Annotated in this window: 21 protein-coding genes; 5 read left to right on the top strand and 16 right to left on the bottom strand. The window is 57.1% G+C overall.

The features are described from left to right. Positions 1–38: 38 nt before the first annotated feature. Positions 39–374: a hypothetical protein gene (locus AB4Z24_RS02335; RefSeq protein WP_441705634.1), complete on the bottom strand. Its 336-nt coding sequence runs from the start codon at positions 372–374 to the stop codon at positions 39–41. 1,681 nt (positions 375–2,055) lie between these two features. Next, the gene (locus AB4Z24_RS02340) at positions 2,056–2,250 is read right to left on the bottom strand and encodes a hypothetical protein (protein WP_441705636.1); all 195 of its coding nucleotides are present in this window, start codon (positions 2,248–2,250) and stop codon (positions 2,056–2,058) included. 756 nt (positions 2,251–3,006) lie between these two features. On the opposite strand from AB4Z24_RS02340, the gene AB4Z24_RS02345 reads away from it, so the two are divergent. Continuing rightward, positions 3,007–5,643, top strand: a complete 2,637-nt coding sequence (locus tag AB4Z24_RS02345; RefSeq protein ID WP_441705638.1) for a hypothetical protein — start codon at positions 3,007–3,009, stop codon at positions 5,641–5,643. A 746-nt stretch (positions 5,644–6,389) separates the two neighbouring features. Here the strand turns inward: AB4Z24_RS02345 and AB4Z24_RS02350 are convergent. The 8 genes from AB4Z24_RS02350 to AB4Z24_RS02385 form a co-directional block, all read right to left on the bottom strand. Next, positions 6,390–6,887 (bottom strand): hypothetical protein, encoded by a 498-nt coding sequence (locus AB4Z24_RS02350; RefSeq protein WP_441705640.1) that lies wholly within the window; start codon positions 6,885–6,887, stop codon positions 6,390–6,392. Beyond that, positions 6,880–7,167: a hypothetical protein gene (locus AB4Z24_RS02355; RefSeq protein WP_441705641.1), complete on the bottom strand. Its 288-nt coding sequence runs from the start codon at positions 7,165–7,167 to the stop codon at positions 6,880–6,882. Before AB4Z24_RS02355 ends, AB4Z24_RS02350 begins: the two co-directional genes overlap by 8 nt. Continuing rightward, positions 7,160–7,789 (bottom strand): ParA family protein, encoded by a 630-nt coding sequence (locus AB4Z24_RS02360; RefSeq protein WP_441705643.1) that lies wholly within the window; start codon positions 7,787–7,789, stop codon positions 7,160–7,162. Before AB4Z24_RS02360 ends, AB4Z24_RS02355 begins: the two co-directional genes overlap by 8 nt. Before the next feature lie 189 nt (positions 7,790–7,978). After that, entirely contained in the window at positions 7,979–8,467 is a 489-nt protein-coding gene (locus tag AB4Z24_RS02365; protein ID WP_441705645.1) for a hypothetical protein, read from the bottom strand. A 125-nt stretch (positions 8,468–8,592) separates the two neighbouring features. Continuing rightward, a complete protein-coding gene (locus AB4Z24_RS02370) occupies positions 8,593–9,888 on the bottom strand; it encodes a tyrosine-type recombinase/integrase (RefSeq protein WP_441705647.1) in 1,296 nt (431 codons plus the stop codon). A 189-nt stretch (positions 9,889–10,077) separates the two neighbouring features. Next, positions 10,078–10,860: a recombinase zinc beta ribbon domain-containing protein gene (locus AB4Z24_RS02375; protein WP_441705648.1), complete on the bottom strand. Its 783-nt coding sequence runs from the start codon at positions 10,858–10,860 to the stop codon at positions 10,078–10,080. 60 nt (positions 10,861–10,920) lie between these two features. Further along, positions 10,921–11,094 carry a recombinase family protein gene (locus AB4Z24_RS02380; RefSeq protein ID WP_441705650.1) on the bottom strand — a complete coding sequence of 58 codons (174 nt, stop codon included), beginning with the start codon at positions 11,092–11,094 and terminating at the stop codon, positions 10,921–10,923. A gap of 378 nt (positions 11,095–11,472) precedes the next feature. After that, positions 11,473–13,008, bottom strand: a complete 1,536-nt coding sequence (locus tag AB4Z24_RS02385; RefSeq protein WP_441705652.1) for an efflux transporter outer membrane subunit — start codon at positions 13,006–13,008, stop codon at positions 11,473–11,475. A gap of 418 nt (positions 13,009–13,426) precedes the next feature. Between AB4Z24_RS02385 and AB4Z24_RS02390 the strand changes: the two genes are divergently transcribed. The 3 genes from AB4Z24_RS02390 to AB4Z24_RS02400 are packed head-to-tail and all read left to right on the top strand — an operon-like array spanning position 13,427 to position 18,299. After that, entirely contained in the window at positions 13,427–14,452 is a 1,026-nt protein-coding gene (locus tag AB4Z24_RS02390; protein WP_441705653.1) for an efflux RND transporter periplasmic adaptor subunit, read from the top strand. 53 nt (positions 14,453–14,505) lie between these two features. Beyond that, positions 14,506–17,745: an efflux RND transporter permease subunit gene (locus AB4Z24_RS02395; protein WP_441705655.1), complete on the top strand. Its 3,240-nt coding sequence runs from the start codon at positions 14,506–14,508 to the stop codon at positions 17,743–17,745. Positions 17,746–17,780: 35 nt separating this feature from the next. Next, on the top strand, positions 17,781–18,299 hold the full coding sequence (locus tag AB4Z24_RS02400; protein ID WP_441705657.1) for a hypothetical protein: 519 nt from the start codon (positions 17,781–17,783) through the stop codon (positions 18,297–18,299). A 313-nt stretch (positions 18,300–18,612) separates the two neighbouring features. Here AB4Z24_RS02400 and AB4Z24_RS02405 read toward each other — a convergent pair whose 3' ends face one another. The 4 genes from AB4Z24_RS02405 to AB4Z24_RS02420 all read right to left on the bottom strand — a co-directional run bounded on the left by AB4Z24_RS02405 (position 18,613) and on the right by AB4Z24_RS02420 (position 21,477). Then, the gene (locus tag AB4Z24_RS02405; protein ID WP_441705659.1) at positions 18,613–19,218 is read right to left on the bottom strand and encodes a response regulator transcription factor; all 606 of its coding nucleotides are present in this window, start codon (positions 19,216–19,218) and stop codon (positions 18,613–18,615) included. 256 nt (positions 19,219–19,474) lie between these two features. Continuing rightward, positions 19,475–19,726, bottom strand: coding sequence for a hypothetical protein (locus AB4Z24_RS02410; RefSeq protein WP_441705661.1), 252 nt, complete (start codon positions 19,724–19,726; stop codon positions 19,475–19,477). 348 nt (positions 19,727–20,074) lie between these two features. Beyond that, the gene (locus AB4Z24_RS02415; RefSeq protein ID WP_441705663.1) at positions 20,075–20,875 is read right to left on the bottom strand and encodes a CBS domain-containing protein; all 801 of its coding nucleotides are present in this window, start codon (positions 20,873–20,875) and stop codon (positions 20,075–20,077) included. A gap of 389 nt (positions 20,876–21,264) precedes the next feature. Further along, positions 21,265–21,477 (bottom strand): hypothetical protein, encoded by a 213-nt coding sequence (locus AB4Z24_RS02420; protein ID WP_441705664.1) that lies wholly within the window; start codon positions 21,475–21,477, stop codon positions 21,265–21,267. 145 nt (positions 21,478–21,622) lie between these two features. On the opposite strand from AB4Z24_RS02420, the gene AB4Z24_RS02425 reads away from it, so the two are divergent. Then, the gene (locus AB4Z24_RS02425) at positions 21,623–21,967 is read left to right on the top strand and encodes a DUF6197 family protein (protein ID WP_441705666.1); all 345 of its coding nucleotides are present in this window, start codon (positions 21,623–21,625) and stop codon (positions 21,965–21,967) included. Positions 21,968–22,610: 643 nt separating this feature from the next. On the opposite strand, the gene AB4Z24_RS02430 is transcribed toward AB4Z24_RS02425, so the two are convergent. Then, positions 22,611–22,844, bottom strand: a complete 234-nt coding sequence (locus AB4Z24_RS02430; RefSeq protein WP_441705668.1) for a helix-turn-helix domain-containing protein — start codon at positions 22,842–22,844, stop codon at positions 22,611–22,613. Between the two features lie 14 nt (positions 22,845–22,858). Then, complete coding sequence (locus tag AB4Z24_RS02435) at positions 22,859–23,413, bottom strand: DUF2975 domain-containing protein (RefSeq protein WP_441705670.1); 555 nt, start codon at positions 23,411–23,413, stop codon at positions 22,859–22,861. Positions 23,414–23,618 lie beyond the last annotated feature (205 nt).

A 23,618-nucleotide genomic window follows, 5' to 3' on the forward strand; every position in this document is an offset into this window, starting at 1 on the left:
GTCCATTCGCCCCTGTTGTCAGTTGGCATCTGCGCCACTTACTTCATCGCGTTGGCCAGCAGCCAGCTCCCGAAAATCAGCAACACCGGCACCGCGTACCAGATCGCCAAAAACCGCCAACACTGCGCGTTGCTCCATCCTCCCAGCGCCACACGCTCAGCTTCGGTCAGCGGCGGCCTCTTTCGGCTATCCTTCGCCTCCACCACAAGGCCAACAACAAACAGAGCGCCGACGATAAACAAGGCTAGCCACCCGAGACCCGCGAACGCGGAAGCCACAAGCCCGGCGATCGCTATGGCAACGACCAGACCGACCCATCCAGCCAAAAGAACGCTGAGCACCAGTACGATGAGCAAGAGTAACGCCACGACCATTGGAAATATCCTTCGCTTGGCTGAAACGCGCACTCTCTTTCTCTCTCTGATTCCGTCAGCTCGGCAGGGCGGCAACTTCTTTTGCTTACAATATCCAGTGTCGCCTGCTCAGATCCCTTGCCCGAAATTTTTACCGGACACGGAAGCCTCGCAACGCCCATAAAAGCGCTGCACCCAGCATTAGCAATGCGATCGGGGGAACTAACACTATAATCGATGCTACTTGCAGACGGCTCCACGGTCTCGGGTATGGCGTGAAGTTTCCCTGTTCTTGGGTAAGTGTTTCTGCCAGATCAGCCCGCGAATAATCTTTGTACTGAGGTAACACAATCCTAGCTTTCTCCTCCGTCACTCGACAGTACTGCTTGCCTGGCGTTTCCCAAGACTTTGGCTCTATTTTCGTGAAGTCCTTTCCCTCGACACCATTGGCGAGCGTACAATCGATCGGAACGAAGATCGTGTAGCCCGGCGGTACGTATGCCTCCCGAAATTCTTTTATAATATCCGGCGCGTACGCGAGAGCAAAAATTCCTACCCAAATGAATGCGCCTATCACCCAAAGGCGAAAAAGACCTAGAGACCAATTCATGAAAAACCCCCTCCCGAAATAGGGAATTCATCGTACACTGTAGTTTTTTTCGCAAGCTTTGACATAGCTCATCCCAAAATTGAGCTCTTGCCTGGGCCCGACACGGCGTCTCCACCCAGCGTCGGGATGATGAGCACGCTAGGCTGAAACGCGCACTCTCTTTCTCTACTAAAGCAACAGAAGCGGCTTCTTATCCATGCCATAGCTCGTGCAATAGGTGGCTTCCTCGGCCTCCAAATTAGCGCGAGTGTTTCCCGATACGTCGCGGATATAAGCGATTGCATCGTGACGACCCACGCGCCGCGCAGATCGCTGGAAGAGGAGCAGCGATAAGCTCCAGCGAGTTCTTTGCGATTTAAAATGAAAAGCCCCGCGGGATCCCTCCGCGGGGCTTGATATTTTCCGGCAGGCCGATTGCTCAGATCGGTGGTCTGCCAAACGAGATCCAGTCCAAAGAGTCTCGCTGCGAGGCGCGCCGGCGAAAGCTCATCCGGCGACCAGCACAAATTACCACGTCCCATATTGTCGTGCAACAACTGCAAGGCGTGCATGCACGACAACTGATGCGGTGCGATTTGCACTCCCAGCATAATTCGAATTAGCGCTCACTCGCGCTGTTATCATTTGTTCGTTGGCGATCTGCGCTCAGGCAATCGCCGGCCGAGAAGGTCCACATAAGTTGAAAGCGTAACATAAATGCAACCCGCATTAATTACCCCGGATGGCGAAGGGCCCTCCGTGTCCACTCCACCACGCGAAATGCCATTGGCAACAGTCGTTTTTAGCGCTCAAGGCCGCCCTACGCGCAAAAACATCGAATGGATCAAGGAAGGCGAATTTCGGCAGGTTGATCCCAAGGATCATCAGCCTTTGGACAAGTTGTATTACGTCCACGAGATCCCAGGACCAGTCTCATTAGCGCGGCGATGTGAAGTCCGCCGGGAACTTGCCAACAAACCAACGGCGGCTTTGATTACCGGCGTACTGCGGCCGGAATTTACCGACGAGTTGGAACCGCATCGCGGGCATTTTAGGACGCGCAACGCTCATCCACGGTCTGGGAAAACCTTTTGCGATACCAACCTTCCGTTTCTAGTCGCGGACATCGAACACCTCGACGCTCGAAAATTCGATCCTGACTTTGACGCGCGCCAAGGGGTCCAATCCGCACACAATCTTTTGCGCGACGTCTTCGATTTCATTGGCGCCGATTTTCTGATTTGCGACCACCTCATTCAAGCTAGCTCGCGTTTCGGGCTTATGGACCATCACGAATTCCGAGGCCACGTTGAGTGGGCCTTGAAAAACCCGCTCACGCTCGCGCAACAGAAGCACTTGGCGCGATGGCTCAACGCCAAATGCGAAGCCAAGGGCCTACCTTGCATCTTTGACGATAACGTCTATGACGCGCCGCGTTTCCTTTTCACCTCCCGCCCTGGGTTCGTGAGAAAGTTGTCCGTCAAAAAACGCACTCAGTACCTCCCTCTAGACGAAGCGGGCCTAAGGGAATTGAAGAGGTCTGGCATCGCTATCGATGCTGAGCGCGTCTCGCTGTACCAGAGTGGCGAACCGCTGCTCGAGCTACCTGATGAGATCGCAAACGAGATCTCGTCAATCGAGTCATCCTTTCGGCCTTCAAGGGCTCGGTGCGACCGCTCCAGTATCAAGTCCCCCACAACGCGGCGTCGCCCCAATAACGACCCGGCGACTGGCCACGCTTTCCGGCTAGCCCAGATTGTCGATATCTCCGAAGGAAACACGCACGACCCCGTATTGCGGATTATAGGCTCTATCAGCAATGAGCGACGTGATCGCTGGCCTCAGATTTGCGCCCGCTATCTCAAGTTAGTTGTCACGCAGATCTGCAAGACCTCCTCTGGTTCCGCAGAGCGTGAGCAGCGGATCAACGATCACGCACAGCTCGACGTTTGGCTCCAGGAGTGCGCCAAAGCTCGAGACAAATTCGATGCTACTGGAAACGGTGACAGCCGCAGAAGGCTTGTCGTTCACAGAGCGTCCGGCGCTGGCTTAGCGCTTCCTGATGTGTGCACAGCTCGTGAAAATCTGAACCGGCAGCTGAAGCGCGTCGTTCAAGAGGCTTTTGCCTACGAACCAGGGAAATTCGTCGGCGAAGGCTTGATCCAACAGAGAGAGAAACCGACATTCACCGTATTCGACGCGGCACCGGGATTAGGGAAGTCGACGGGCCTAAGAGCAGCGATCCAGCCATACATTTGCGGCAACAAGAAAGTCATCATCGCCGTTCCCACAACAAAGCTAGCCGATGATCTGAGACCCGATCTTCTCTCTCTCTTGGAGAAGGCAGCTCTCCAACAGGGCATCACCGACTCGGATGAGGTCTCGCGCAAAATCAAAGAGCAGATGCGCATTATCAGAGGGCGAGAAAAGCTCTGCATCGATGGGGACGGATTTGGTATCGACGCGAGCGAACTGGAAGCACACGAAATCAGTCCGGCCCCGATCTGCAAAGTCTGCACAAAGCGTGACGCCTGCCCGTACGCGCAACAAGATAAGACGCTCGCACCAATCACAGTCATGGTGCATGCGCATTTGCCGACGACTATTCGTAAGCTCTCTGACGACGCCGAAGTCGGATTACTGGTGATCGACGAAAGTATCCTGCCGACGCTGACCGACGCCCCGCAATGCGGCTCGAATCGGCTGCTAGCAGAGATGGAACGCGAGGCGCAGCGCGCGACAGCAGCGAGACGCAAGAACGAGAACAAGGACAGAGCACGGAAACAAAGCCGTATCGAGATCACGACGGACCTGATCGCGTCGCTTGGCCGGGTCAACAGAATTCTGAACAGCACGCGAATCGCCGCCGACGGCGTGGGTCGCATTCCGGTATCCGCGCTCGCGCCACTAAAGGCAATTCGCGAGAGAGCGGGCAACGAGACGATTGCCAAGCGCGCCATTGACGAGGCACTGACCGAAACGCGCAATTGGGAGTACTGCGCGCGGGAGGCACTGGAAAAGGTCATCAAAGAGCGTGCCGATCGTCGCGCAGCGGGCGAGAAAGTTCGGGATCTCTCTGTTGAGATAAAGGATATCAAGACGACTATCGAGTGCGCGGCATTCTATGGCGTCATTCTCGAGGCTTTTCGAGGCTCGATGGATAATCCGGCGCGCACGGAAGAGTCAGACGTTGTTGTGGGATGCTGGCTCTTCGAGAATCAAGGCGAAGTTCATGTTCATGCCCAGGTCCACAGTCATCTCCCGACACGACTCGCGAATGTACCGATCATTGCCCTCGACGGCACAGCGAACGAGGACGCGTTGCGCTCGATCGTCGGCTACTCACACGACCTGAGGTTCGTAAAAACGCCGGTAGCACCGCCGGAGGGCTCGTATCACCTCGTGCAATATCCCGACAGCCCCTGCGGCTGGACCAAATTTATAGATATGGAAAGCGGGAAGGGCCGCAGAGCCTTGACTGAAATGTGGAAGACAATTTGCGTTGAAGCGGCGCGAGACTACGGCGAACCCACGTGCCGCCGCGAGGATGGCACTCGCATCGATGTACTTGTTGCGTGTCAAAAGGCAGTCGAGGATGCGCTGCATAGGATCGGATTGCCATCCAATGTGCAAACAATCCACTTCAATGCTGAGCGGGGCGTCAACGCATATGAGGGTGTAAATTGCGGGTTCGTGATCGGACGGCCCATGCTGAAGACACCTGACCTCGAGGCAAGAGCCGAAGCTCTCCACTACGATGATCACCGGGTCAAAATAATCCACGCCGCCGGCGATCAGAAGCTTTCCCCGGGCCGACGACTACTCCAGATGGCGGACGGCTCGGATCTGGAAATTCCAGTTGAGTCGCATCCCGACCCGCATGTTGATGCTCTCGTTCGCTCTCAAATCGATGATGAGCCAAAGCAGGCCGCCCATCGGCTGAGGATCTACAGCCGGACAGCAGAAAATCCCGCTCGGCTGTTCGTTTTTGGCCAGGCTGACATCGGGTTGCCGGTGCATGAGACCCGTTGGCTGGCCGATAGCCGCCGAGACGTCGCTGATCTTATGCTGGCGCGCGGCGTGATTATCCTCGATCGAAAATACGTTGAGTTTGCCCTCAGAGATTGGATCGGCAAATCAGACCGCAGTGAACGGGGGCTCGTCGATGCGATGGCCGTCGTGGAGGGGCGGACAAATTCCCTTTCCCATACCGCGATCCCTATTAGGAACCATCTAATAGGAAGTGCGGTATGCGAGCCGAATTTGTCCGGATTTGCGCGCGTCGAGGTCAAGCTCCCGAGCGCTCGGTACCGCGGAACAGTGCTGATCGACCCGACCCGATACCCCGATTTCGCGAAGATAGTCGCGGAAACGTTCGGGCCTGAGGCCATCATCGTCAATTGCACGCTGTCTCATGATCCGGCTGTATCATCCGCCTCGGTGAGCGCTGTCTCTCTCTCTGGCGTGGCACCAGCGCGGAAACGGGGCCGACCGAAGCATGCAAATCCCTCAAGAGAAACTGTGGAGCGGCGACACAGCCGCAACCGCCTTGCAACATCGACAGGAAGCCCACCCCATGAAGTATCGAACAAGCAGTCCGGCCGCTTCCACCCTTCGTTGGCGCGCGCGAAGGGAGCGCGAACTTCAGGGGTTGCCCAAGCGCTGCGTCGGGCGCCCGAGGGTCGCAAATCCGTCGGCTGAGGCGCTCCGGCATCGCGACCGCCGAGAAAGGCTGCGTTCTGCGGCGGCGAGTAAGCCCAGCGCGGCAGTTGCGGCCTCGCCAAGGGTAAGGCAGCCCCAAACAAAGATCGCCGCGTAGCGCCTTCCCAAGAGAATTTGTGAGTTGCTGATGGCACGCAATTTTTCAGATGAGAGCAAGATGATGCGGAGAGACGGCGAAGGGTTTGTAGATTTCCTCATACGGACGTCCCCCCAGCCGAACCCCGTGGGAGAAGCTCGCATGTATCTGATCAATGAGACTGCTGATGGCGGGGATCTTGTGCCCCTGTCCGCCTATTTGTGGTTTCGTGCAAGAAGATCAATTCAGTCTTTGCGAGACCGTGTCCTCTCCGGCCGCTAGGGCACTATAAAATCGTATTCCCGATTTCGTTTACTTTTGTGATTCAGCTGCGCTGTGTTTAGGTCCTCGTTATCGCCGATTCTTGTTTCGCTCTTTTTCGGGCGATTGCATGCGCAGCCCACTGCGCCGATCTCAGCGCGTCGCGCGTTTCTCGACGGTCTCTAAATGGAGAGAACAAACGCAGATTTTGTGTGGTCTCATTGTGAGGACTCGTTGAACGAGTGCTGGTTTGTTCCAACGGCCCTCGATAAGGTCGAGTGCGCCGCATGTGCTTGCTGCAAAAGACTTATCTTCTGAAAAAGGTGGCCTGCACGTATCGACGGTCAACAGGCTAGAGCGCCAGATTTTTTATCTAGTGCGGCGATGATCATCCCGCCACCCTCACGTCAATGAGATAGATGTGCGCTCCGCGCCGTCGCGTCTCGATGTTCAGCACATCGCAAAGGGTCTGCATAAGCGGGACGAACTCAACCGGTGCCAGTGCCTTCGCGCCAGATCTCTTGCACGCTAGCGCGTAAGCATCGTAGGCGCGTTTGATCTCGGTCTTCTTGCCCTTCGCTGGCTCGAGCACTTCAGGCATGATGTCTGGGACAGAGCCGAGCGGAGAAGGTGCCTCTTCCTCGGCCGGCTCGGGCTCTACCGCAGGCTCGACACACTCGACGGGAGCGGAAGACTCAGACGTGACATCCGCGACGACATCCCTGGCCGGCGCCTCTTTCAACCACCAAGGCACAAGAGCGAACGCTAACCCAGAGAACATCAGAGAGAGAGCACCACCCTCGCGGACCGGACACTGGCCAATGAGCGCCAGAACAAAAACTGCCGCGGCGCAGGCAAGAAAAAGAGCGCCTACAAACCTAAGCATGGTCCGCTCCCTCGTCTCGCGCCGCGGCCATGACGAGCATTTCCATGAACTCACCAATACCCAAGCCTCGTGACTTGGCGAGCTTCGCAGCGAGTGGTTTTAGGTCAGCGTTTGTTCGAAAACTGAAGATCGAGTCGCGATCAGATGCCTTGAGGGAGCGGCGGTCGATCGAGCCGGCAACCTTGCGCTCTCGCTCTTTGCGGGCCTTGCGCTTGTTGTCCATCTTCCCCGCCCACTTCTGACGGGCGGCTCCCCAGTCGTTTACATCCTCTTCAGCCACGAGCGCCTCCGGCCAACAACTTTAGTTCAGCAAAGATGGCATCTGCTTCTGGCTTCAACTCCTTGTCCGCTTCGAAGCCAGCTTTGCCTGCAACGACCGCGTTGATTTGCGATGCCTTGTAGGCCATGCCCGACTTAAACACCTGACCTTCAGCAGAGAGATTCTTGATTGCGTGCGTATTCAGCGTCCGCATTTTGCTGTCTAGGGCCGTCAGCACGAATGCGAACGGAATCTTTCGGCGTCTACAGATCTCAGTGACGGCTTCGGAGGCCCATGCATCAAACGCACTGGCCTTCACTGGCACCAACACGGCATCGCTGGCCATGATTGCGCTTTCGGTCAGGTCGAGATCGCCGGGGGCGCAATCCAACAGAATCCAATCGTACTTCTGTCTGCGCAGGGTAGACAGCAAGGTATCGAGATCACCGAAGTCATCGAACAGCAGCGGGTTTTCTGGCTCGCCGCGGATCAAATACCATTGGGATAGATTGCCCTGATCACTATTAAGATCGATGATGGCGACGCGCTTGGCTTCCTTCGACGCTCGCGCGGCGAGCGTCACTGCCAAAGTGGTTTTTCCGCTGCCGCCCTTGCCGGATGCAATCGTAATGACCTTAGTCATGAGACCCTCAAGTATACGTCCACATCGCACTTTGCGATGTGGACGTATACATTATAATAACGTAAACGTATACATTAGAAAAAAACGTATACTCCCAATGGTAAACGTTTAACGCTTATTACGATTCACCCATTCCTAGTTTAGCAGTCATTCCGCATGCGCCTAAGGGCGTGCAAATCGCCTATCAGGCTAAAGGCATGTGTGAGAATCCTGCGCTACGGCTTCTTGCCATTTAGGTCCGAGCGTAGATTTTGCGGAGATGGCATCATTACCCGCCGGGTCGCCATCTTTGAACATCTTCACTACAAACGACTGGTTATGGGTTCCCGCAATAATCGGTTGCCCACCAGAATAGGTTGTCGTTGAATTGCCGAACGCGGTTGCGCTGTTACCGTAGCCCATCGCGGTGACGCTACCAGTCGTGTTTGCGACAACTGGGGTGTAGCCGACGACCCCGACGTTATTCTGGTATTGGCTGCCGACGATAAGAAAGTTGTCGTATCCATGGCGAATGGTTTCAACCGCGGCTTGATGCAGCGCAACGTTTTGCGCTCCCGTCATTCCGCAAACGGGAGCCGCGCTTGATGTGATCTGAAGCGTGTCCTTAGTCAGCGGAATGGTCGATGCTTTCGCGCAGCCGACTAGCGCTATACAGAGGCCGAAAAAGATACGACGCATTTGCCCACCCCGTCTGAAAACGACGGATATTTGAGGACGATATAAAAATTGCGGTCAATTGGCATTTCTCTCTGAACGTTGATAATTTGCGGAAGCCTTGCGAACCGTGCCGCATAAGCCGCATTTCACCACCGCAGCCCTGAAGGCTTCTTGCCTTCCACTATCTCGAGCAGGCGTTTCTCCCAAAGCTCCAAGGCGCGGCGCTTCTCATCTGCGAAATCCCATGTCGTATAGGTTCGGCTCGCAAGCGTTGCTTTCATATCGCCTGTGTGGTGGAGTACGTGACTCCGATATTCGCTCGGCACCCGCATCGCAGCCAGCTGATCAACGATAAGCCCGCGCATGTCGTGAAGACGGACGTTCTCCGCGATGCCGAGGTCATCTTTTAGGCGACGCAATGCGTCTGAGGGCGTGGCGCGATTCATATGAATTTCAGTTTCCTTGGTCTTGGAGCGCGAGTTGCGCATGGCGGTGTCGCCGGGAAAAAGAAATTGTGAATCTCCACTCGCCGCAATCTGCTCCTCGATGAGCTTGAGAGCGAGCGGCGGCAGCGGCACGCGTTGATCTTCGCGGCTCTTGTTTCCTTCCCGCGTCCCAGGAATGAACAGATTGGCGTTCTCACCAAGCTCCACCTCCGATTTCAGAACACCCACAAGCTCGCCGACGCGCTTGCCTAGCAGCACTATCAGCTTGAACGCACGCGCGGTCTGAGGCTGCATTGCGTCCGCACCATTCCAGAGAAGCTTCAGCTCCTCGTTCGTCGGCGGTCGGTTTTGCTTGCCGTCTGGGTTCGCGTCCGGAACGGGCCGATCAAGGCCAAACGTTGGGTCACGTTCGCAGTACTCCTTGGTCAGCGCATAGCGGCAGACAGCACGGATGAGCGTCAAAGATTTTGTCGCCTGAAGGCCGCGGTAGCCGCGCTTCAAATCTGTCGTGGCCTTACGGATTTCCTCAAGCTTCGCTTTCACTGTGGCCTTGTCGAGAAAGGCTATCTTTGTTGAGCCTATGCGCTTCTCGACATGAGCTTTAAAAATGCGCTCGTATTCCGCACGCGTGCGAACGCGCAGCGTTCGCTTGCGGCCGGGGTGGTCTATCCACTCCCGGTAGACGTCGGAAAACGTGAGCTTCGCGGCGGCTTCCTTATCAGCAGCTGCTTTTGGATCAACGCCATCGAGTTGCAGACCAGCGAGCAGCTCACGAGCCTTCGTTATCGCATCGCCCAGCTCGATCGTCAGAGCATCACCGATGGTGTGCCAGCGCTTTTCAGCACCGCGTCTCGGACGGTAACGGATGCGCCACGACCCCCTACCGCCACCAAGCACGGCGAGGTGGAGTCCTGGTACTCCCTTGATCCGGTAGACGGCCGGCTCACCTTTAAGGCGCGCTTTTACTGTGAGGACATTGGACGCGATTTCGGGCATGCTTGACGCTACGACAGCGCCAGAAAGCTTTCAATCCCGTGTCCCACTGGTGTCCCGGAAGGTTCATCTTCCTAAGGCCTTCAATGTCTCTTGACGTCTCAGTTAAAACATTTAAATCGCTGATTTAAATGGATTAATATAAGGACATCACGAGACGGAAGAAGTCCAACAAAGACGTGGATTACCGTACTACGAATCTGGGGGTCGTGGGTTCGAATCCTTCCCGGCGCGCCATTCCCGAACAAAAGAGAGAACTGCGGGCGCGGCTTTATCGAAGCCGTCGGATGCGGCCCGCGCCAGGACGGCCTTAGAGCCGGAGATTTGGATTTTCTTATCTCCGACGCTGACCTCTCGCATGACAAGCCGAACGTACGCCTGCTTGAGGTCTCGGGGTCCGTTTCTGAGTTTATCTCTCAGCAGGGCCGCAAATGCCACGATCTTATCGGGAGTGATCGTCGGCTCGCCGTTCGATAGGCGCTTTTGTAGATCGGCAATCTCGGCTGCAAGCTCGTCGCGTCGAACCTTGAGGCCGACGAGCCGCTCTCTGAGGCTGCCATCCTCGGCGTCCACGACACCCTGCTCGACGAGTGTCAGAAGCCGAACGATTCCCGCTTCGGCGTCCTTGTGTGCCTGCCGAAGCCTGCTCAGCCGCTCCTTGACATCCGCCGACCGACTGTTTGCCGCTTTCAGATAGGCCTTCAGCAGATCACTCAGGCGATCGGGATGAAGTACTCGGGCGCTCACCTCGTCGATGACGATCTGGTCCAACCGCTCCATCGGCATGCGTAGCCCTTTGCATGCCGTTGCCCCTTCCTTCAGCTTTCGCGAGCAACAGTAGTACCGGTAGAGGGCGCCCTTTCCCGTATTTTGGATTAAAGCGGCTCCGCAGTGGCCGCATCGGGCGACGCCCGCCAAGAGCGTCGGGCCATTAACGACGCGAGGCGCAACGCACTTCGGATTTCGACTTTGCAATAGGGCCTGGACGGCGTTGAAAGTCTTCTCGTCGACGATCGCCGGAACCTGAACTTCAACTTAATGAGAGGGCGGACGCGGCCGCCCGTTACGGCTGTCGAAGCGATTGAATTTGTGCCGACCGCAGTAGGTCGAGGACGTGAGGAGATCGTGCACGCCCCCAGTCGAAAAGCGCCGGCCGCGACGGGTGATGCCGCGCTCGTTGAGATAGCTGGCGATCGCCTTGACCCCCATCGGTCGACCTTCCGTCCCGATTGCGAGAACCAGCCTGGTATTCCGACCCATCGTAGCCTGGGCCGACAAATTTCGCGTCGAGCTCACCGCCACGGGCGAAAAGCCGACATCCTGGGTCTACGATGTATTTAGGCACAGTGGCGCGCTGCGCTTTCCCGGCCGCGTCTTTTCCCGGTGGTCGGATTGGTGGGCGAGGGCGCTGCTCACGGCGACGCGCCATGTTCCGGCGGTTGCGACAGGGGGGGGCGCATCGTGCGACCGGCCTTGGATCGCCGCCGTTGCTGCTTGGGCGGTTTGGGGTGCCTGGACGATCGTGAGCTTCGTCCATGCGAACCTGTCCCTCACGGAAGCGATGACATACCTCGCTTGGACGACAGCTCAGGATCTTGTGACACCCGTGGCAGGCATTTGGATCTCCTCGAACACACAGAAACGCCAATCGCTGGTCGGACAGTTGGTTGGCCAGCCGCCACCGAGCGCCATGAACAGAGCTGCAACATCCGAAAGCCGTGTGGCTTCCGCCTGCACCCGCGCGATCACTGCGTTGAAATACGCCTGCTGCGCCGTCAGCAGCGTGCCCTGATTGATCAGACCCAGAACAAGCTGCTTCCTGATGAGATCGAGGCTTTTCTTGGTGGCCATTTCTGACCGAATGGCAGCCTGCACGGCGGGCGTATCCTGCTGCAGGCTACGCAGTGCATCGGTAACATTTTGGAATGCCGTTATGACGGTCTGGCGATACATTGCGTCCGCCTCGTCGAGCGCTGCCTCGGCAGACTTCTGCTTATGGTATAGTGTAAATCCATCGAAGATCGGCGCAGCCACCGCTCCGGCCACAGCGTAGAATCCCGTCCCTGGGGTGAAGCTCTGAGCAAAATTGTAACCACTTGTTCCGCCATTAGCTGTCAGTGCGAAGTTGGGCAGCCGGGCAGCGATTGCCATCCCAATTTGCGCGCTCGCTGAATGCATGAACGCCTCCGCAGCTCTGACGTCGGGGCGCCGCCTCACCAATGTGCTTGGCAAGCTCACCGGCAGGTTTCTCGGTAATTCAATCCGCTTCAGATTGAACTTCTGGAGAACCTCATCGGCCGAAAATTGACCGGCAAGTGCGGTTAACTGGTCGCGCTGCACCGCGAGCTGCTTTCTGAGGGGCGGCAGAGTCTGCTCTACCTGAGCGAGCGCAGCGTCCTGCGCCAGCACATCCGTCTCTGCGGCATAGCCGGCGCTGAGTTGTTTCCTTAGGAGTTCCAAAATCTCGCGCTCAGTTTTGATGACCTGTTCGGTTCCCTCAATCTGGCTGCGCAACGATGCCTCTTGGATGGCGGCCGTGACAACGTTGGCCGTGAGTGTGAGATGAGCGGCCTCGAGCTGGAACTGCGCTTGCTCGGTCAGCGCATCCAAGTTTTCGACAGCCCGAATATTCGCGCCCCAGACATCCGGCACAAAGCTAATAGTGGCCTGATGGGTCACCAGCGAGTAGTGGGTTTGCGGCACCGAGTCGAGAGGTGCTCCGAAAACGGTTCCTGCGTTCGACAGTAGGGTTTGCGAAGTTGTTGAATTGCCGCTGACTTGCGGGAAGAACAGCCCGCGCTGCGCCAGAGCGTTGTAGTTTGCCACCCGGATAGCCGCTTCTGAAGCCTGCAGAGTCGGGTTGTGATCAACCGCCAGCCTGATCAGATCGTTGAGCGGTTTGGACCGAAACGCTGCCCACCATCGGGTCGGAATGTCAGCGCCTTCGATGAAGCGTTGGCCCGCGATCTTGGGCTGCTCGGGGTTGGAGCGGGGCGAAAGTAGCGGCTCAGGTGTAAAGCGCGCGACTTCCGGCGGCTGTGGTGGTGAAAAATTCGGTCCAACCGCACACCCCGACAGTATGCTCGCGCATGATGCTGCGAACACCCAACGATACCCAAGCATTGATCCCCCGATCCAGTTCGTCACAGTTGCCGTGTCAGGCAGACGAAGTGCAAACGCTAGAGCAGTTGGCTGCACCGGAAACTGTGCTTTGTCACAGCAACCGTTGTGATTTGTCCCAGTGAAATGCCTTGTCCTTCCGCGGCATTAGTCTCGCGAGTTTCCGACTCCCTGCGCGCGCCGCGGGGTCTCTTCCGTGGGTGCACTGATGGCCAATCCAAAATCCAGGATGAGCGTGGCGGTTGTGACGACCGGCGCGCTCTGCTTTCTCGCCGGAGCTTATTCGATCGACAACGCCAGGAGCTGGCTGCAGTCTGTTGCTGAGGTCGTGAATTCAGATGCCAACGCCAAGGCAGACTCCAACGATGTGAAGACGGCCTTGCTCGGTGGGGTTCCGAGCGTCGAGCTCAACGAGAAGCAGATGTCGACCGTCAAGGTCGGCGCAGTCAGGGAACACGAGTTTCCGGTTGAGAAGGCTGCTGTTGGCAGCATTGATTTCAACGAGGACGTGACACTTCAGGTGTTTACGCCATATCAGGGACGCATCCTGGAGACGTTCGCCAAGGTCGGCGACGACGTCAAAAAGGGGCAGATGCTCTTTACCATCGACAGTCCGGATCTGCTGCAGGCCTGTTCGACTCTGATTTCCGCGGCGGGCGTGCTCGAGCTGACTACGCGTGCACTGAAACGTCTTTCCTTGCTCTACGAGAGCAAGGCGGTCGCGCAGAAGGATCTTGAGCAAGCAGTCTCAGATCAGCAGACGGCCGAGGGCACGCTGAAAGCGGCGCGCGACGCAGTTCGTATCTTTGGCAAGACCGAAGCCGAGGTCGACGCGATCATTAAAGATCGCGAGGCTGATTCAAAGCTGGTGGTGAAGAGCCCGATCGATGGTCGGATCACGGCGCGCAATGCGGCGCCGGGACTGTTCGTCCAACCGGGCAACGCGCCGGCGCCGTACTCGGTGGCGAATACCTCGATCATGTGGATGCTCGCCAACGTTGCCGAAAGCGATGTGTCGGCCATTCATGTCGGTCAGGAGGTTGAAGTCACGGTGGTGACCTATCCCAACAAGATTTTCACGGGCCATATTTCCGCGATCAACTCGAACGTCGATCCCAATACCCATCGCATGCTCGTGCGCTCGGAGATCGAGGACCCGCACCACGAATTGCGATCTGGGATGTTCGCGCGGTTCGCTATCACGACCGGTGCTCCGGTCAGATCGCTTGCTGTGCCACTCGACGGTGTGGTGCGCGAAGGTGACGGCACCATGACAGTATGGGTAACGACCAACCGCAAGCAATTCACTCAGCGTACCGTCAAGATCGGCGAACGGAAGGACGGGCTGCGTCAGATATTGGATGGCTTGCAGCCAGGTGAACTGGTCGCCACCGAGGGCGCGATATTTTTAAGCAACATGTTGGCGATCGGCCAGGCTGGTGGCTGAGCGGAACGCGGATCGTCTTTGCGCAGCAGTTGCATTCGACAAAGGGGGACACTGTGCTCAAGAGAATTCTTGCATTTGGTTTGACCCGGCGTCCGATCGTCTTATTGGGGCTCCTGGTGTTCATCGGCGCCGGGCTGATCGCGTTCAAGAAGCTGAATATTGAGGCTTATCCGAATCCTGCACCGGTGATTCTGGAAATCACGGCACAGGCTCCCGGGCTGTCGGCCGAAGAGATGGAGCGCTACTACACGGTCCCAATGGAGATCGGCCTGTACCCGACGCCCGGTGTTGAAAACATCCGCTCGACATCGTTTTACGGACTGAGTTTCGTTCGTGTGACTTTCAAGTATGGCATTGACTATTATTCCGCCTACACGCAGGCTGCCCTCAGCTTGCAGCAGAACGTCACCTTGCCGCAGAATCAGGTTGCGCAGATTCAGCAGTCGAGTCTGACGGGAGAGATCTTCCGATATCAGGTCGTGGGGCCGCCGCACTTCGGGCTGACCAACCTTCGTACCGTCCAGGATTGGATCGTCCTGCGTCGCCTGTTCTCGGTGCCCGGCGTAGTACAGGTCAATTCCTGGGGCGGCACCACTAAGCAGTACAATGTCAACGTCGATCTCCATAAGCTAGACGCCTACAGCATCACGCTCCCGCAAATCATCACTGCGCTCAGCAACTCCAATATTAATGTTGGCGGACGCGAGATCACCGTCGGGCAACAGTCCGTCAACATTCGCGGTATCGGGCTTTTTGATACGGGTGGCGCCGACGACCTGACGCAAGGCTATCACGTTCAGGACATTGAGAACGTCGTTCTGACGCAGTCGAACGGCGTTCCCGTGACGATCAAGGACGTTGCCAGTGTCGAGCTCGGATTCGTGCCGCGACTAGGCATTGCCGGGAAAGATCACGATGATGACGTCGCGCTCTCCATCGTGGTGATGAACCGCACTCTTCACACCAATGACGTACTGCCCAAGGTGCAGGCAGTGATCAACCAGATGAATCACGACGGCACTCTGCCGCCGGGCGTGAAGCTCGTTCCCTATTACGACCGTAGCACTCTGGTATCGATGACCACGCACACGGTTCTGCATAACCTGATCTTTGGTTGTGCGCTCATCTTCTTCATCCAGTGGGTTTTCCTCGGCAATCTGCGCAGTGCGATCATCGTCGGCGTCAATATTCCGTTTGCCATGTTCTTCAGTGTGTTTCTTCTCGTCCTGATGGGTGAGGATGCCAACCTGTTGTCAGTCGGCGCGGTTGATTTCGGGATCATCGTCGATTCCGCGGTGATCCTCGTTGAGAACATCTTCCGCAATTTCCAGTTGAGGCCTGAGCAACGGCGGGAAGTCCTGGGTTTCCTTGGTGATGGCAGATGGGGAGAGGATCCGACACGCGAACGGCCCGGCATCCGAAACATCTGGACCGATCATTTGCGGTTGATTCTCTGCAGCGCGCTGCAGGTCGACAGGGCGATCCTGTTCTCTGCAGTGATCACCGTTGCAGCGTTCGTTCCGCTGTTCACCATGCAGGGCGTCGAAGGTCAAATCTTCGGCCCAATGGCGCGTACCTATGCCTATGCTCTCGCAGGTGCGTTGCTCGCGACCTTCACAATCACGCCAGTCTTGGCATCGTATGTCCTGCCCGATGAGGTGCGGGAGACCGAGACCATCGTCGTCCAGACTCTGCGCAGAGTCTACATGCCCATCCTGCGTTGGTCGCTCGGGCATCGCAGGATCATGCTCGTCGTCGGTCTGGCCTTTCTGGGCCTGACCGGATTGTTGGGAACGCGGCTTGGCAGTGAATTTCTGCCGCATCTCGAGGAAGGCAATCTGTGGATCCGGGTAGCGCTGCCGCCCTCGATCGGACTTGACGCCGGTACGCCCTCAACCGCGAAACTGCGCGAAATTCTGCTCAGCCATCCTGAGGTCATCACCGCGGTGACTCAGCACGGCCGGCCGGACAATGGCAGTGATGCCTCGCCGTTCTCTAACGTCGAGATATTTGCGCCGTTGAAGCCGTTCGAAGATTGGCCGGCAAACCGCACCAAGGAGAAGCTGATCGAGGAACTCAACAGGGAATTCACCGACGCAGTGCCCGGCGCGACCTTCAACTTTTCCCAATATATCCAGGACAATATCGAAGAAGCGATCTCCGGCGTTAAGGGCGCCAATGCGGTCAAAATTCTCGGCCCCAATTTGGGCGAGTTGGAGCGCCTTGCCACCCAGATTCAGTCCGAAATGCAGAAAGTCCGTGGCGTGACCGATCTTGGTGTCTTTCACGTACTCGGCCAGCCCAACCTGAACATCAAGGTCGATCGCGAAAAGACGATGCGCTATGGGCTCAATACCAGCGACGTCAACTCGGTCATACAGGCGGCACTCGGCGGCACCCAGGCAACGACCCTGCTCGAGGGAGATCGTCAGTTTTCGGTCTCAGTTCGACTCGATCAGGACTACCGCGACAGCCTCGAAGCGGTCGGCGACATCAAAGTAGGTTACACCACAGCCGCTGGTAACAACGCCTATATCCCCCTGCGTGAGCTTGCCAACATCACGCTCGATACCGGCGCGACCTACATCTATCATGAGATAAGTACTCGCTACATTCCGATTAAGTTCAGCGTGCGCGGTCGGGATCTGGGAGGCACCATCGCTGAAGCACAGAAACGCATCGCGAAGAACGTCAAGTTGCCACCTGGATATCGCATCGTCTGGACCGGCGAGTTCGAAGATCTTGAGCTTGCCAAGGAACGGATGGAAGTCGTGGTGCCGATCAGCCTGATCCTGATCCTGATCCTACTCTACGGCCTCTTTGACTCGCTGCGCGACAGCTTGCTAGCACTCGCCGGTATTCCGTTTTCCGTCGCGGGCGGCGTGTTGGCATTATACCTCTCTGGACTAGATTTCAGCATCTCTGCTGCCATCGGTTTTGTTTCACTGTTCGGCGTCTCGGTGATGGATGGCATACTGATGATCACCTACTACAATCAGGTTCGAGTCGGCCACACGTCGAGGGTGGAAGCGATGTTTCATGCTGCGACTCAGCGCATGCGGCCAATGCTGATGACCGCTATGTCGGCCTGTATCGGCCTCTTCCCTGCGGCAATCTCCTCGGGCATCGGCAGCCAGGTGCAGCGCCCGCTTGCTACTGTAGTCGTGGGCGGCATGCTGATCGGACCAATCATGTTACTCGTTGTGGTGCCGGCACTACGAATGCTGTTCCTCGACAGGGAAGGCGAGGCAGAGGGCTCTGACAATGTGAATAGCCTTGCGCCAGCGGAGTAATGGGCGTCGAGTTATCATAAATGCGGGACAAGATGATGAAATTCAGATCATTCGTGGTGGCCGGCTTGGTGCTGAGTATGGCGATGACACATTTGGCTATCGCCCAGAGCGCCGGAAGCGCGGCGCCATCAGCAGCGGCCGCTCCGGGCACCAGCCAAGGCAATGTGAGTGCCAAAGGTGACCCGAACGTCGATTACCTCTTTGCTCAGAAGGGCAAAGGCGCCAAAGCAACGGGCGCCAACTCAGCACTGCGATCGATCAGCAAGGTTCAGCCGCAGTCTCGCGTTGATCTTAAGCCGTCGACCGGCGACATTGCGACTTCGAACGTCAGAACCGGAACGCCGAGCAACAAGGCCGTGACCGGCTCGGGGCAGCGCGCGGAAGCGGCTCTACCGGCAGCGCTCGCCGGGGGAAACACCGCAGCGGCTAACCGCTCTGCTGTCAATGGCGCCACGTTGGTGCGACCGGCCGCACGCGGTACAGTCGTCGGTGGATCGATAAAAAATACTGCGAGCGTGCTGAGCGGGAACAGCTTTGCACCGAAACATCCTTGACGCCCGTAGATCAGGCACGCGAGCTATCTAATTGGTAGATAGCTCGATGAAACTTGCAAAAGCGATCCCGCGCAGCGAGATTGATGTGCTGCTTTACGCCCAAGTACCGGACGACACAAGTAGTCAGGTAGTGTCATCGGAATGCGCTAAGGCGGATGGCATCTGGCTGTTTCCGAGAAATGCCCCCAAGATGTTGAGAGGTTGGTGTCGCTCCGGCACGCGACTCGGAGGTCGGTTTACAAGGCTGGCACAGTGGTCGTCAGCGCACTCGGAGGCAAGCCAGTGTGAGCGTCGGCGGCGGCTGGTCGGGAGATCATGGCTCAATCAAACGACCGGCGATCGCCTTGATTGCCGCTTGAGTGCGGGTCGCAACGCCGAGCTTGGTCCGCGCATTGTCGATGTGAAAATCGACGGTTCGCTTGGGAAACCCTAGTATCTTTGCAGTCTCGGCGGACGTCTTGCCGCGCGCAGCCCAAGTTAGAGTCTCAATCTCGCGATCGTTCAATTGGACCTCTTTGGTCCAGACTTCATTTCGCGCAACGTGCGCGAGGCGCGCATTGATAATCGAAACCAGAATGTCGAAGTCGATTGGCTTAGTGACATAGTCATCTGCGCCGAGTTGCCGTCCCTTGAGTTCGCTCCAGCGATCGGTGAGGGCGGTGAGGAAGATAAAGGGTACATTGTTGAAGCGAGGTGTAATTTTGGTGAGGTGCTCTAGAACCTCAAATCCAGACATCACTGGCATATTGATGTCGCACAGCACCAAGTCAGGCAAGGTCTTGAAGATCGCCGAGAAACCCGCCCCACCGTCATAAGCTTGCTTGATCTCGAATCCGTGCTCCACGAGTTCCTCAGAAATCAAGGCAGCCATTTCTCGGTCATCTTCGATGCAGAGGATCTTCTTCCTGGTACCTGCCATGATTGTGCCTCTAGCTCACAGAAAAATGATGCTGTCGTGGCAACTACGGGCCCTGCGTAGCGCGGCAGACCCAACCGAGCCTTAGAGGGTATTCGGGCCAGGGAGCAAATGTACAAATCACAGTTACAGTTGAGAGGAATCCCTTAGCGACCACCCGCGGCCAAGCTCCCATGTCCAGGGAACCGTGTCCCTCCACGGGTTATGATGAGACGCAGCGCCCAGTGCGCAATCCATGAATACAGTTGCGACCTCAGCTTCACTCGCCAAGCCAACCGGCTGCTGCAACCACATACCGAGCGCGTCGAGACTCACGCGGCAGGGAGGTCGGAATGATCGCTAAGATGTAGCCGTCCTTACGACATACAAGTACGCCTTTGGCGAGATTGTCTTCTGCGATGCCGCCGGCTTTAGCCGTCGCTGAAGAGCGCTTCGTAGGCTCGTGTGTGACCACGTCATAACGGACGTCACGGCCGTCAAGATGCTTTTGGAGTGACGGTGTGATACCCATGGCATACCTCGCTTTCCGACCTCAGTTAGTCGGTCACTTTCGACCGGCGAAAGCGAGCCAGCGATATCAAGCACCAGAGAACACGCCGTTGGCGTGTGAAGGCCCCTGACATGGCATCGCTCGCCGTTCAAGGGGCCAAACGAACAAAATTGTAGTGCCTTGCGTCGGCCCTCGCAATTCACTCTCGCACGCGCTCTGCTTAGGGCCAAAAGCTGACGCTTGAAGGATCGGTCGCCAACACGGCCTTTCGCTGAGTTTAGCCTTATTTCCAGAAACGTGATTCCGCCATTGGCGACGTCATGCACCGCTTCAACAATCTTCAGTTCAGACTGGGCGGCCGCTCCAACCCTAGCTCGCAATTTTCAAGTGGGCGTGTCGCTGAGCGTCGCGCGAGGCGAGCTTGGATACGTCGCCGGAAATTTGCTGTGATCCCCTGAATGCAAGATCACCCATTGTCAGCATCCCGACCATTCGCTTGTTGCGATTCAAGATTGGCAAATGATGAACCTCTTTCTCCCGCATCAATCGCGCCGCGGATTCGAGAGTGTCGTCGTCAAAGCCGTAGACGATCCGGTGGGACATCACCTCCCGCGCCGGTGTGGCCGATGGATCGGCACCTGTGGCAACAGCACGATGCGCGAGGTCTCGGTCGGTGATCATGCCGATGATGCGATCATTTTCGCCGACGGGCAAGCACCCGATGTGTTGCCCACGCATTCGCGTGGCGACCTCTCTGATTGGGAGGTCGGGCGCGACCCACTCTGCGTTAGCTGTCATGGCGTCGCGGACCAGCATGGTACGTGTTGAAGGGATCGGCTTCGCAGCGGCCACGTCGCCCTCGGATTGACCGGCGGGCGTCAGGCTCCCATCCGTTGAGGTCTGGTTGGTGCTCTCTCTGTCATCGGTGCCGAATTGCGTCTGTAGAAAATCGCCATAGACCTTGTACATATCCTCCACTGTCTCGCAGGCCGTCACTTGGCGGCGGCCCAGGAAATTAACCCACCTCATGCTCATGGCCACGTTGTCACTTAAAAGCCGTGCATTCATTTGTGCGATCAGCGTCAATGCCTGACGATTGATGTCCATGAACGCGGCGAGGTGGTCGGGTTGAAGGCGCTCGCGCGGGACGTTATTCGTTGAGTTACTCATCAGCGTCGTCCTCCCGTCATATGATGTAATCCGAATCCCACGCAGAGAGCCGCCTCCGCGAACACAGCGTATCGGCTGCCCGCTAACGCCTTTTTGCTGGAAATTATTTCAGCGGGTGCGCGCTCATTTGCCCAGCTTGTGCAAAGTGCGGCCCCTTGGGCGGTGCGTGGGTCGTTGCGGGCGTGTGCATCAAAGTCGGAGGCGTCATTGACATTGTCCTCCGCGACTTCCGCACCATCTCTTTGGTAGGCTGTTGGCATAGGACCGCCTCGCATGGGGTGCCCCACGGCCACGCCGATAACCGACTCTAATCCGATCCCAGGCCGGTGTATATCATTTAACCTCCGCGCTTGGACTGACGCTCGAGCCCAAGTCGGTCTCGGTCGGTTCTATTCGGCAATATAGTTCTCAGCTTCTTCCAGCGAGAACGAATAGGGGTGTGTGCTGCTGTGCGAACGGATAGGCCCGCCAAAGTCTGGATCGACGACCAAGTATCGACCGCGATCCTGGCCGTGGCTCGCCTTACGAATCGCAAGCCCCTTGCGCGCCGCACCGCGACGCAGGCGGCGCTCACGAGCCGAGAGCGTATCCTTTTGAGCCATGCATCTTCACTTTCTCTCTTTCTCAGCAAAGTGAATAGGCGTCGTTGGCCATTGTTATCCTCGACGACAAGAAATGTGGAAGTAAGTACTGTGCGCGACGAGTTAAGTTCAGCAAAGAAGGGGGAGATCGGAGGCAATAATTGCCATGTCGAAACCGATTAAAGTTCAGATCCTGGAGAGGGCCCGAGCCCTGATTGAGGACCAGCGGCGTTGGTGTCGGGGCGACCTCGGGCGGGACGCGATGGATGTTTCGGTCGGCCCAACAGACAGCAACGCTGAGCGACGTTGTGCCTTAGGCGCTCTTGTGGCGGCGGCTTATGAATTCACCAACGATCTTCATCTGGCGCGCGAGCTTGCCATGACGGCCATGAGGCCCTTCGTCGGAGCCACCGCGCTCACGCACATCAACGACACCGAAGGTCACGCTGCCGTACTCACTCTCTTCGACATCGCCATCGAGCGAGATCAAGAAGGTCGGCCTAATGCCTGAGCTCTTCGAGCCCACCGAGATGGCCAAGAACAGCCCAGGAAGCGGAAATCGCGCATCGGGAGTGCGATAGGTCGGTTATTAATCAACTTTAATAACGATGCGGAAGTTCTCATCTTCATCATCTCCGGCGCGCCAATCGAAAGCTTAGTCCAAGTCATCGTTGCACATCAAACGCTGCTTTGTCTCAATGGTATCTCGGCAGCAGCCACTTGTTGGGCACAGGTGAGTCACCGCTTCTTGGCAAGCTATGAGCAAGCCGCTACCCGAGCATGTGCCCCGCGCCGAAGCCGCCAAAGCGCCCCTGGCTGTGCCCTTGCAGAATAGCACATACCCCCACGCAAGCACGCACATTGCCCATAACTTTGTCTATATCCTTCCCTCACCTGCTCGAAATATCCCACGGGGGTGGGAGGCGCGAAGCCCGGCCTCCATCAACAACGTGAAGATGCGCACACGTCAGCTTGCGCTGTTCCCAAACCGCTTCAAGGCCGAAGCGATTCAGGAAAGAACGGCCGGACTATTAGAGCACCTACAATCCCGGCAATGGCCAACCCGTGGTGCTCACTCCCCTAAGGCTGTGTGGGCGCCAAGTGCGACCGCCCACCGTTCCTTCAAAGACCAACCGGCATGACTCTGATGCGCCTCATGCGTCACTTTCCGCATCTCCGTCATCGCCGGGTACGTATTCGAGAATATCTCCGGGCTGGCATTCGAGCTCGCGGCATATGGCCGACAACGTCGAAAAGCGGATGGCCCGCGCCTTGCCGGTCTTGAGGACGGACAGGTTCTGAATCGAGATACCAACCGCGTCTGCGACGTCGCCGAGACGGCGTTTTCGCTTGGCGAGCATCACGTCGAGGTTGACAGTTATGGCCAAGGGATATTCCCCCGTTAGATGGTCAAATCGTTCTCGGACTTGAGGGCAATGCCGTGCTCGAGAACATATCTGAGAGCGATCAAGAACATGCCCACGGCAACGGGTCCGATGTCGACTACGTAGCTCGGCAGAAAGACCTGGATGTCTCCGCGGGCCTTCAGTCCGAAAGCCGCCAGGTTGGAGACGACCGTCATGAGAAATGGCCAAATGATCAGCACAACGCCGATCCACTGAAGGCTCGCCAGCGACTCGGACACGAAGATTCGGCCACGGGAAAACCGGTGAATGATGCGGTGCAGAATGGTCAACAGCACGACGTAGATCGATAGCTGGAAAGAGAAGAGCGCCCAATAGATTACCTTGCCGAGGGGCGACATGTGTGTCGGTTGAGGAAGGATCTCGAGACACTTCACCTGCTCGGGCGTCATGCCAACGACAGAAGACGCCGGATCACTGGCAGATACATAAGCGAGCCAGATCATCACAGGAAACCCGGCCCATGCGAGCCAGAACACACGGTCGAGCGTGCGGAACCAAGCGATGTGTTTGCTGCGATCTGCTGGGGCCATCGAGTGCTCCGCTGTGGCTGAAGAGCCTGCATCACCGGCTCTGGTCTTCCATTTATCGATTATCATGAAATTTCCATTGACTCAATGTTCTTCGGTCTTTATTTCATGTTTATCGATAAATTATGACTCCTAAGCAGGAAAACAGGCGTTGCCCTGGTAGGGCCTCCCCCAACACCAGGCGCATCGCGCACTAGCGCAAACCTAA

The sequence above is a fragment of the Hyphomicrobium sp. 2TAF46 genome (genome assembly GCF_052114865.1).
In the GTDB taxonomy this organism is placed as follows: Bacteria; Pseudomonadota; Alphaproteobacteria; order Rhizobiales; family Hyphomicrobiaceae; genus Hyphomicrobium_B.

Bases quoted from the DNA above. Each gene is read 5' to 3' on its own strand.
- AB4Z24_RS02415 (WP_441705663.1), bottom strand. From the start codon at position 20,875: ATGAGTAACTCAACGAATAACGTCCCGCGCGAGCGCCTTCAACCCGAC.
- AB4Z24_RS02370 (WP_441705647.1), bottom strand. From the start codon at position 9,888: ATGCCCGAAATCGCGTCCAATGTCCTCACAGTAAAAGCGCGCCTTAAA.
- AB4Z24_RS02365 (WP_441705645.1), bottom strand. From the start codon at position 8,467: ATGCGTCGTATCTTTTTCGGCCTCTGTATAGCGCTAGTCGGCTGCGCG.
- AB4Z24_RS02335 (WP_441705634.1), bottom strand. From the start codon at position 374: ATGGTCGTGGCGTTACTCTTGCTCATCGTACTGGTGCTCAGCGTTCTT.
- AB4Z24_RS02400 (WP_441705657.1), top strand. From the start codon at position 17,781: ATGAAATTCAGATCATTCGTGGTGGCCGGCTTGGTGCTGAGTATGGCG.
- AB4Z24_RS02385 (WP_441705652.1), bottom strand. From the start codon at position 13,008: ATGCTTGGGTATCGTTGGGTGTTCGCAGCATCATGCGCGAGCATACTG.
- AB4Z24_RS02420 (WP_441705664.1), bottom strand. From the start codon at position 21,477: ATGGCTCAAAAGGATACGCTCTCGGCTCGTGAGCGCCGCCTGCGTCGC.
- AB4Z24_RS02425 (WP_441705666.1), top strand. From the start codon at position 21,623: ATGTCGAAACCGATTAAAGTTCAGATCCTGGAGAGGGCCCGAGCCCTG.
- AB4Z24_RS02435 (WP_441705670.1), bottom strand. From the start codon at position 23,413: ATGGCCCCAGCAGATCGCAGCAAACACATCGCTTGGTTCCGCACGCTC.
- AB4Z24_RS02390 (WP_441705653.1), top strand. From the start codon at position 13,427: ATGTCGACCGTCAAGGTCGGCGCAGTCAGGGAACACGAGTTTCCGGTT.
- AB4Z24_RS02405 (WP_441705659.1), bottom strand. From the start codon at position 19,218: ATGGCAGGTACCAGGAAGAAGATCCTCTGCATCGAAGATGACCGAGAA.
- AB4Z24_RS02350 (WP_441705640.1), bottom strand. From the start codon at position 6,887: ATGCTTAGGTTTGTAGGCGCTCTTTTTCTTGCCTGCGCCGCGGCAGTT.
- AB4Z24_RS02380 (WP_441705650.1), bottom strand. From the start codon at position 11,094: ATGGGGGTCAAGGCGATCGCCAGCTATCTCAACGAGCGCGGCATCACC.
- AB4Z24_RS02410 (WP_441705661.1), bottom strand. From the start codon at position 19,726: ATGGGTATCACACCGTCACTCCAAAAGCATCTTGACGGCCGTGACGTC.
- AB4Z24_RS02360 (WP_441705643.1), bottom strand. From the start codon at position 7,789: ATGACTAAGGTCATTACGATTGCATCCGGCAAGGGCGGCAGCGGAAAA.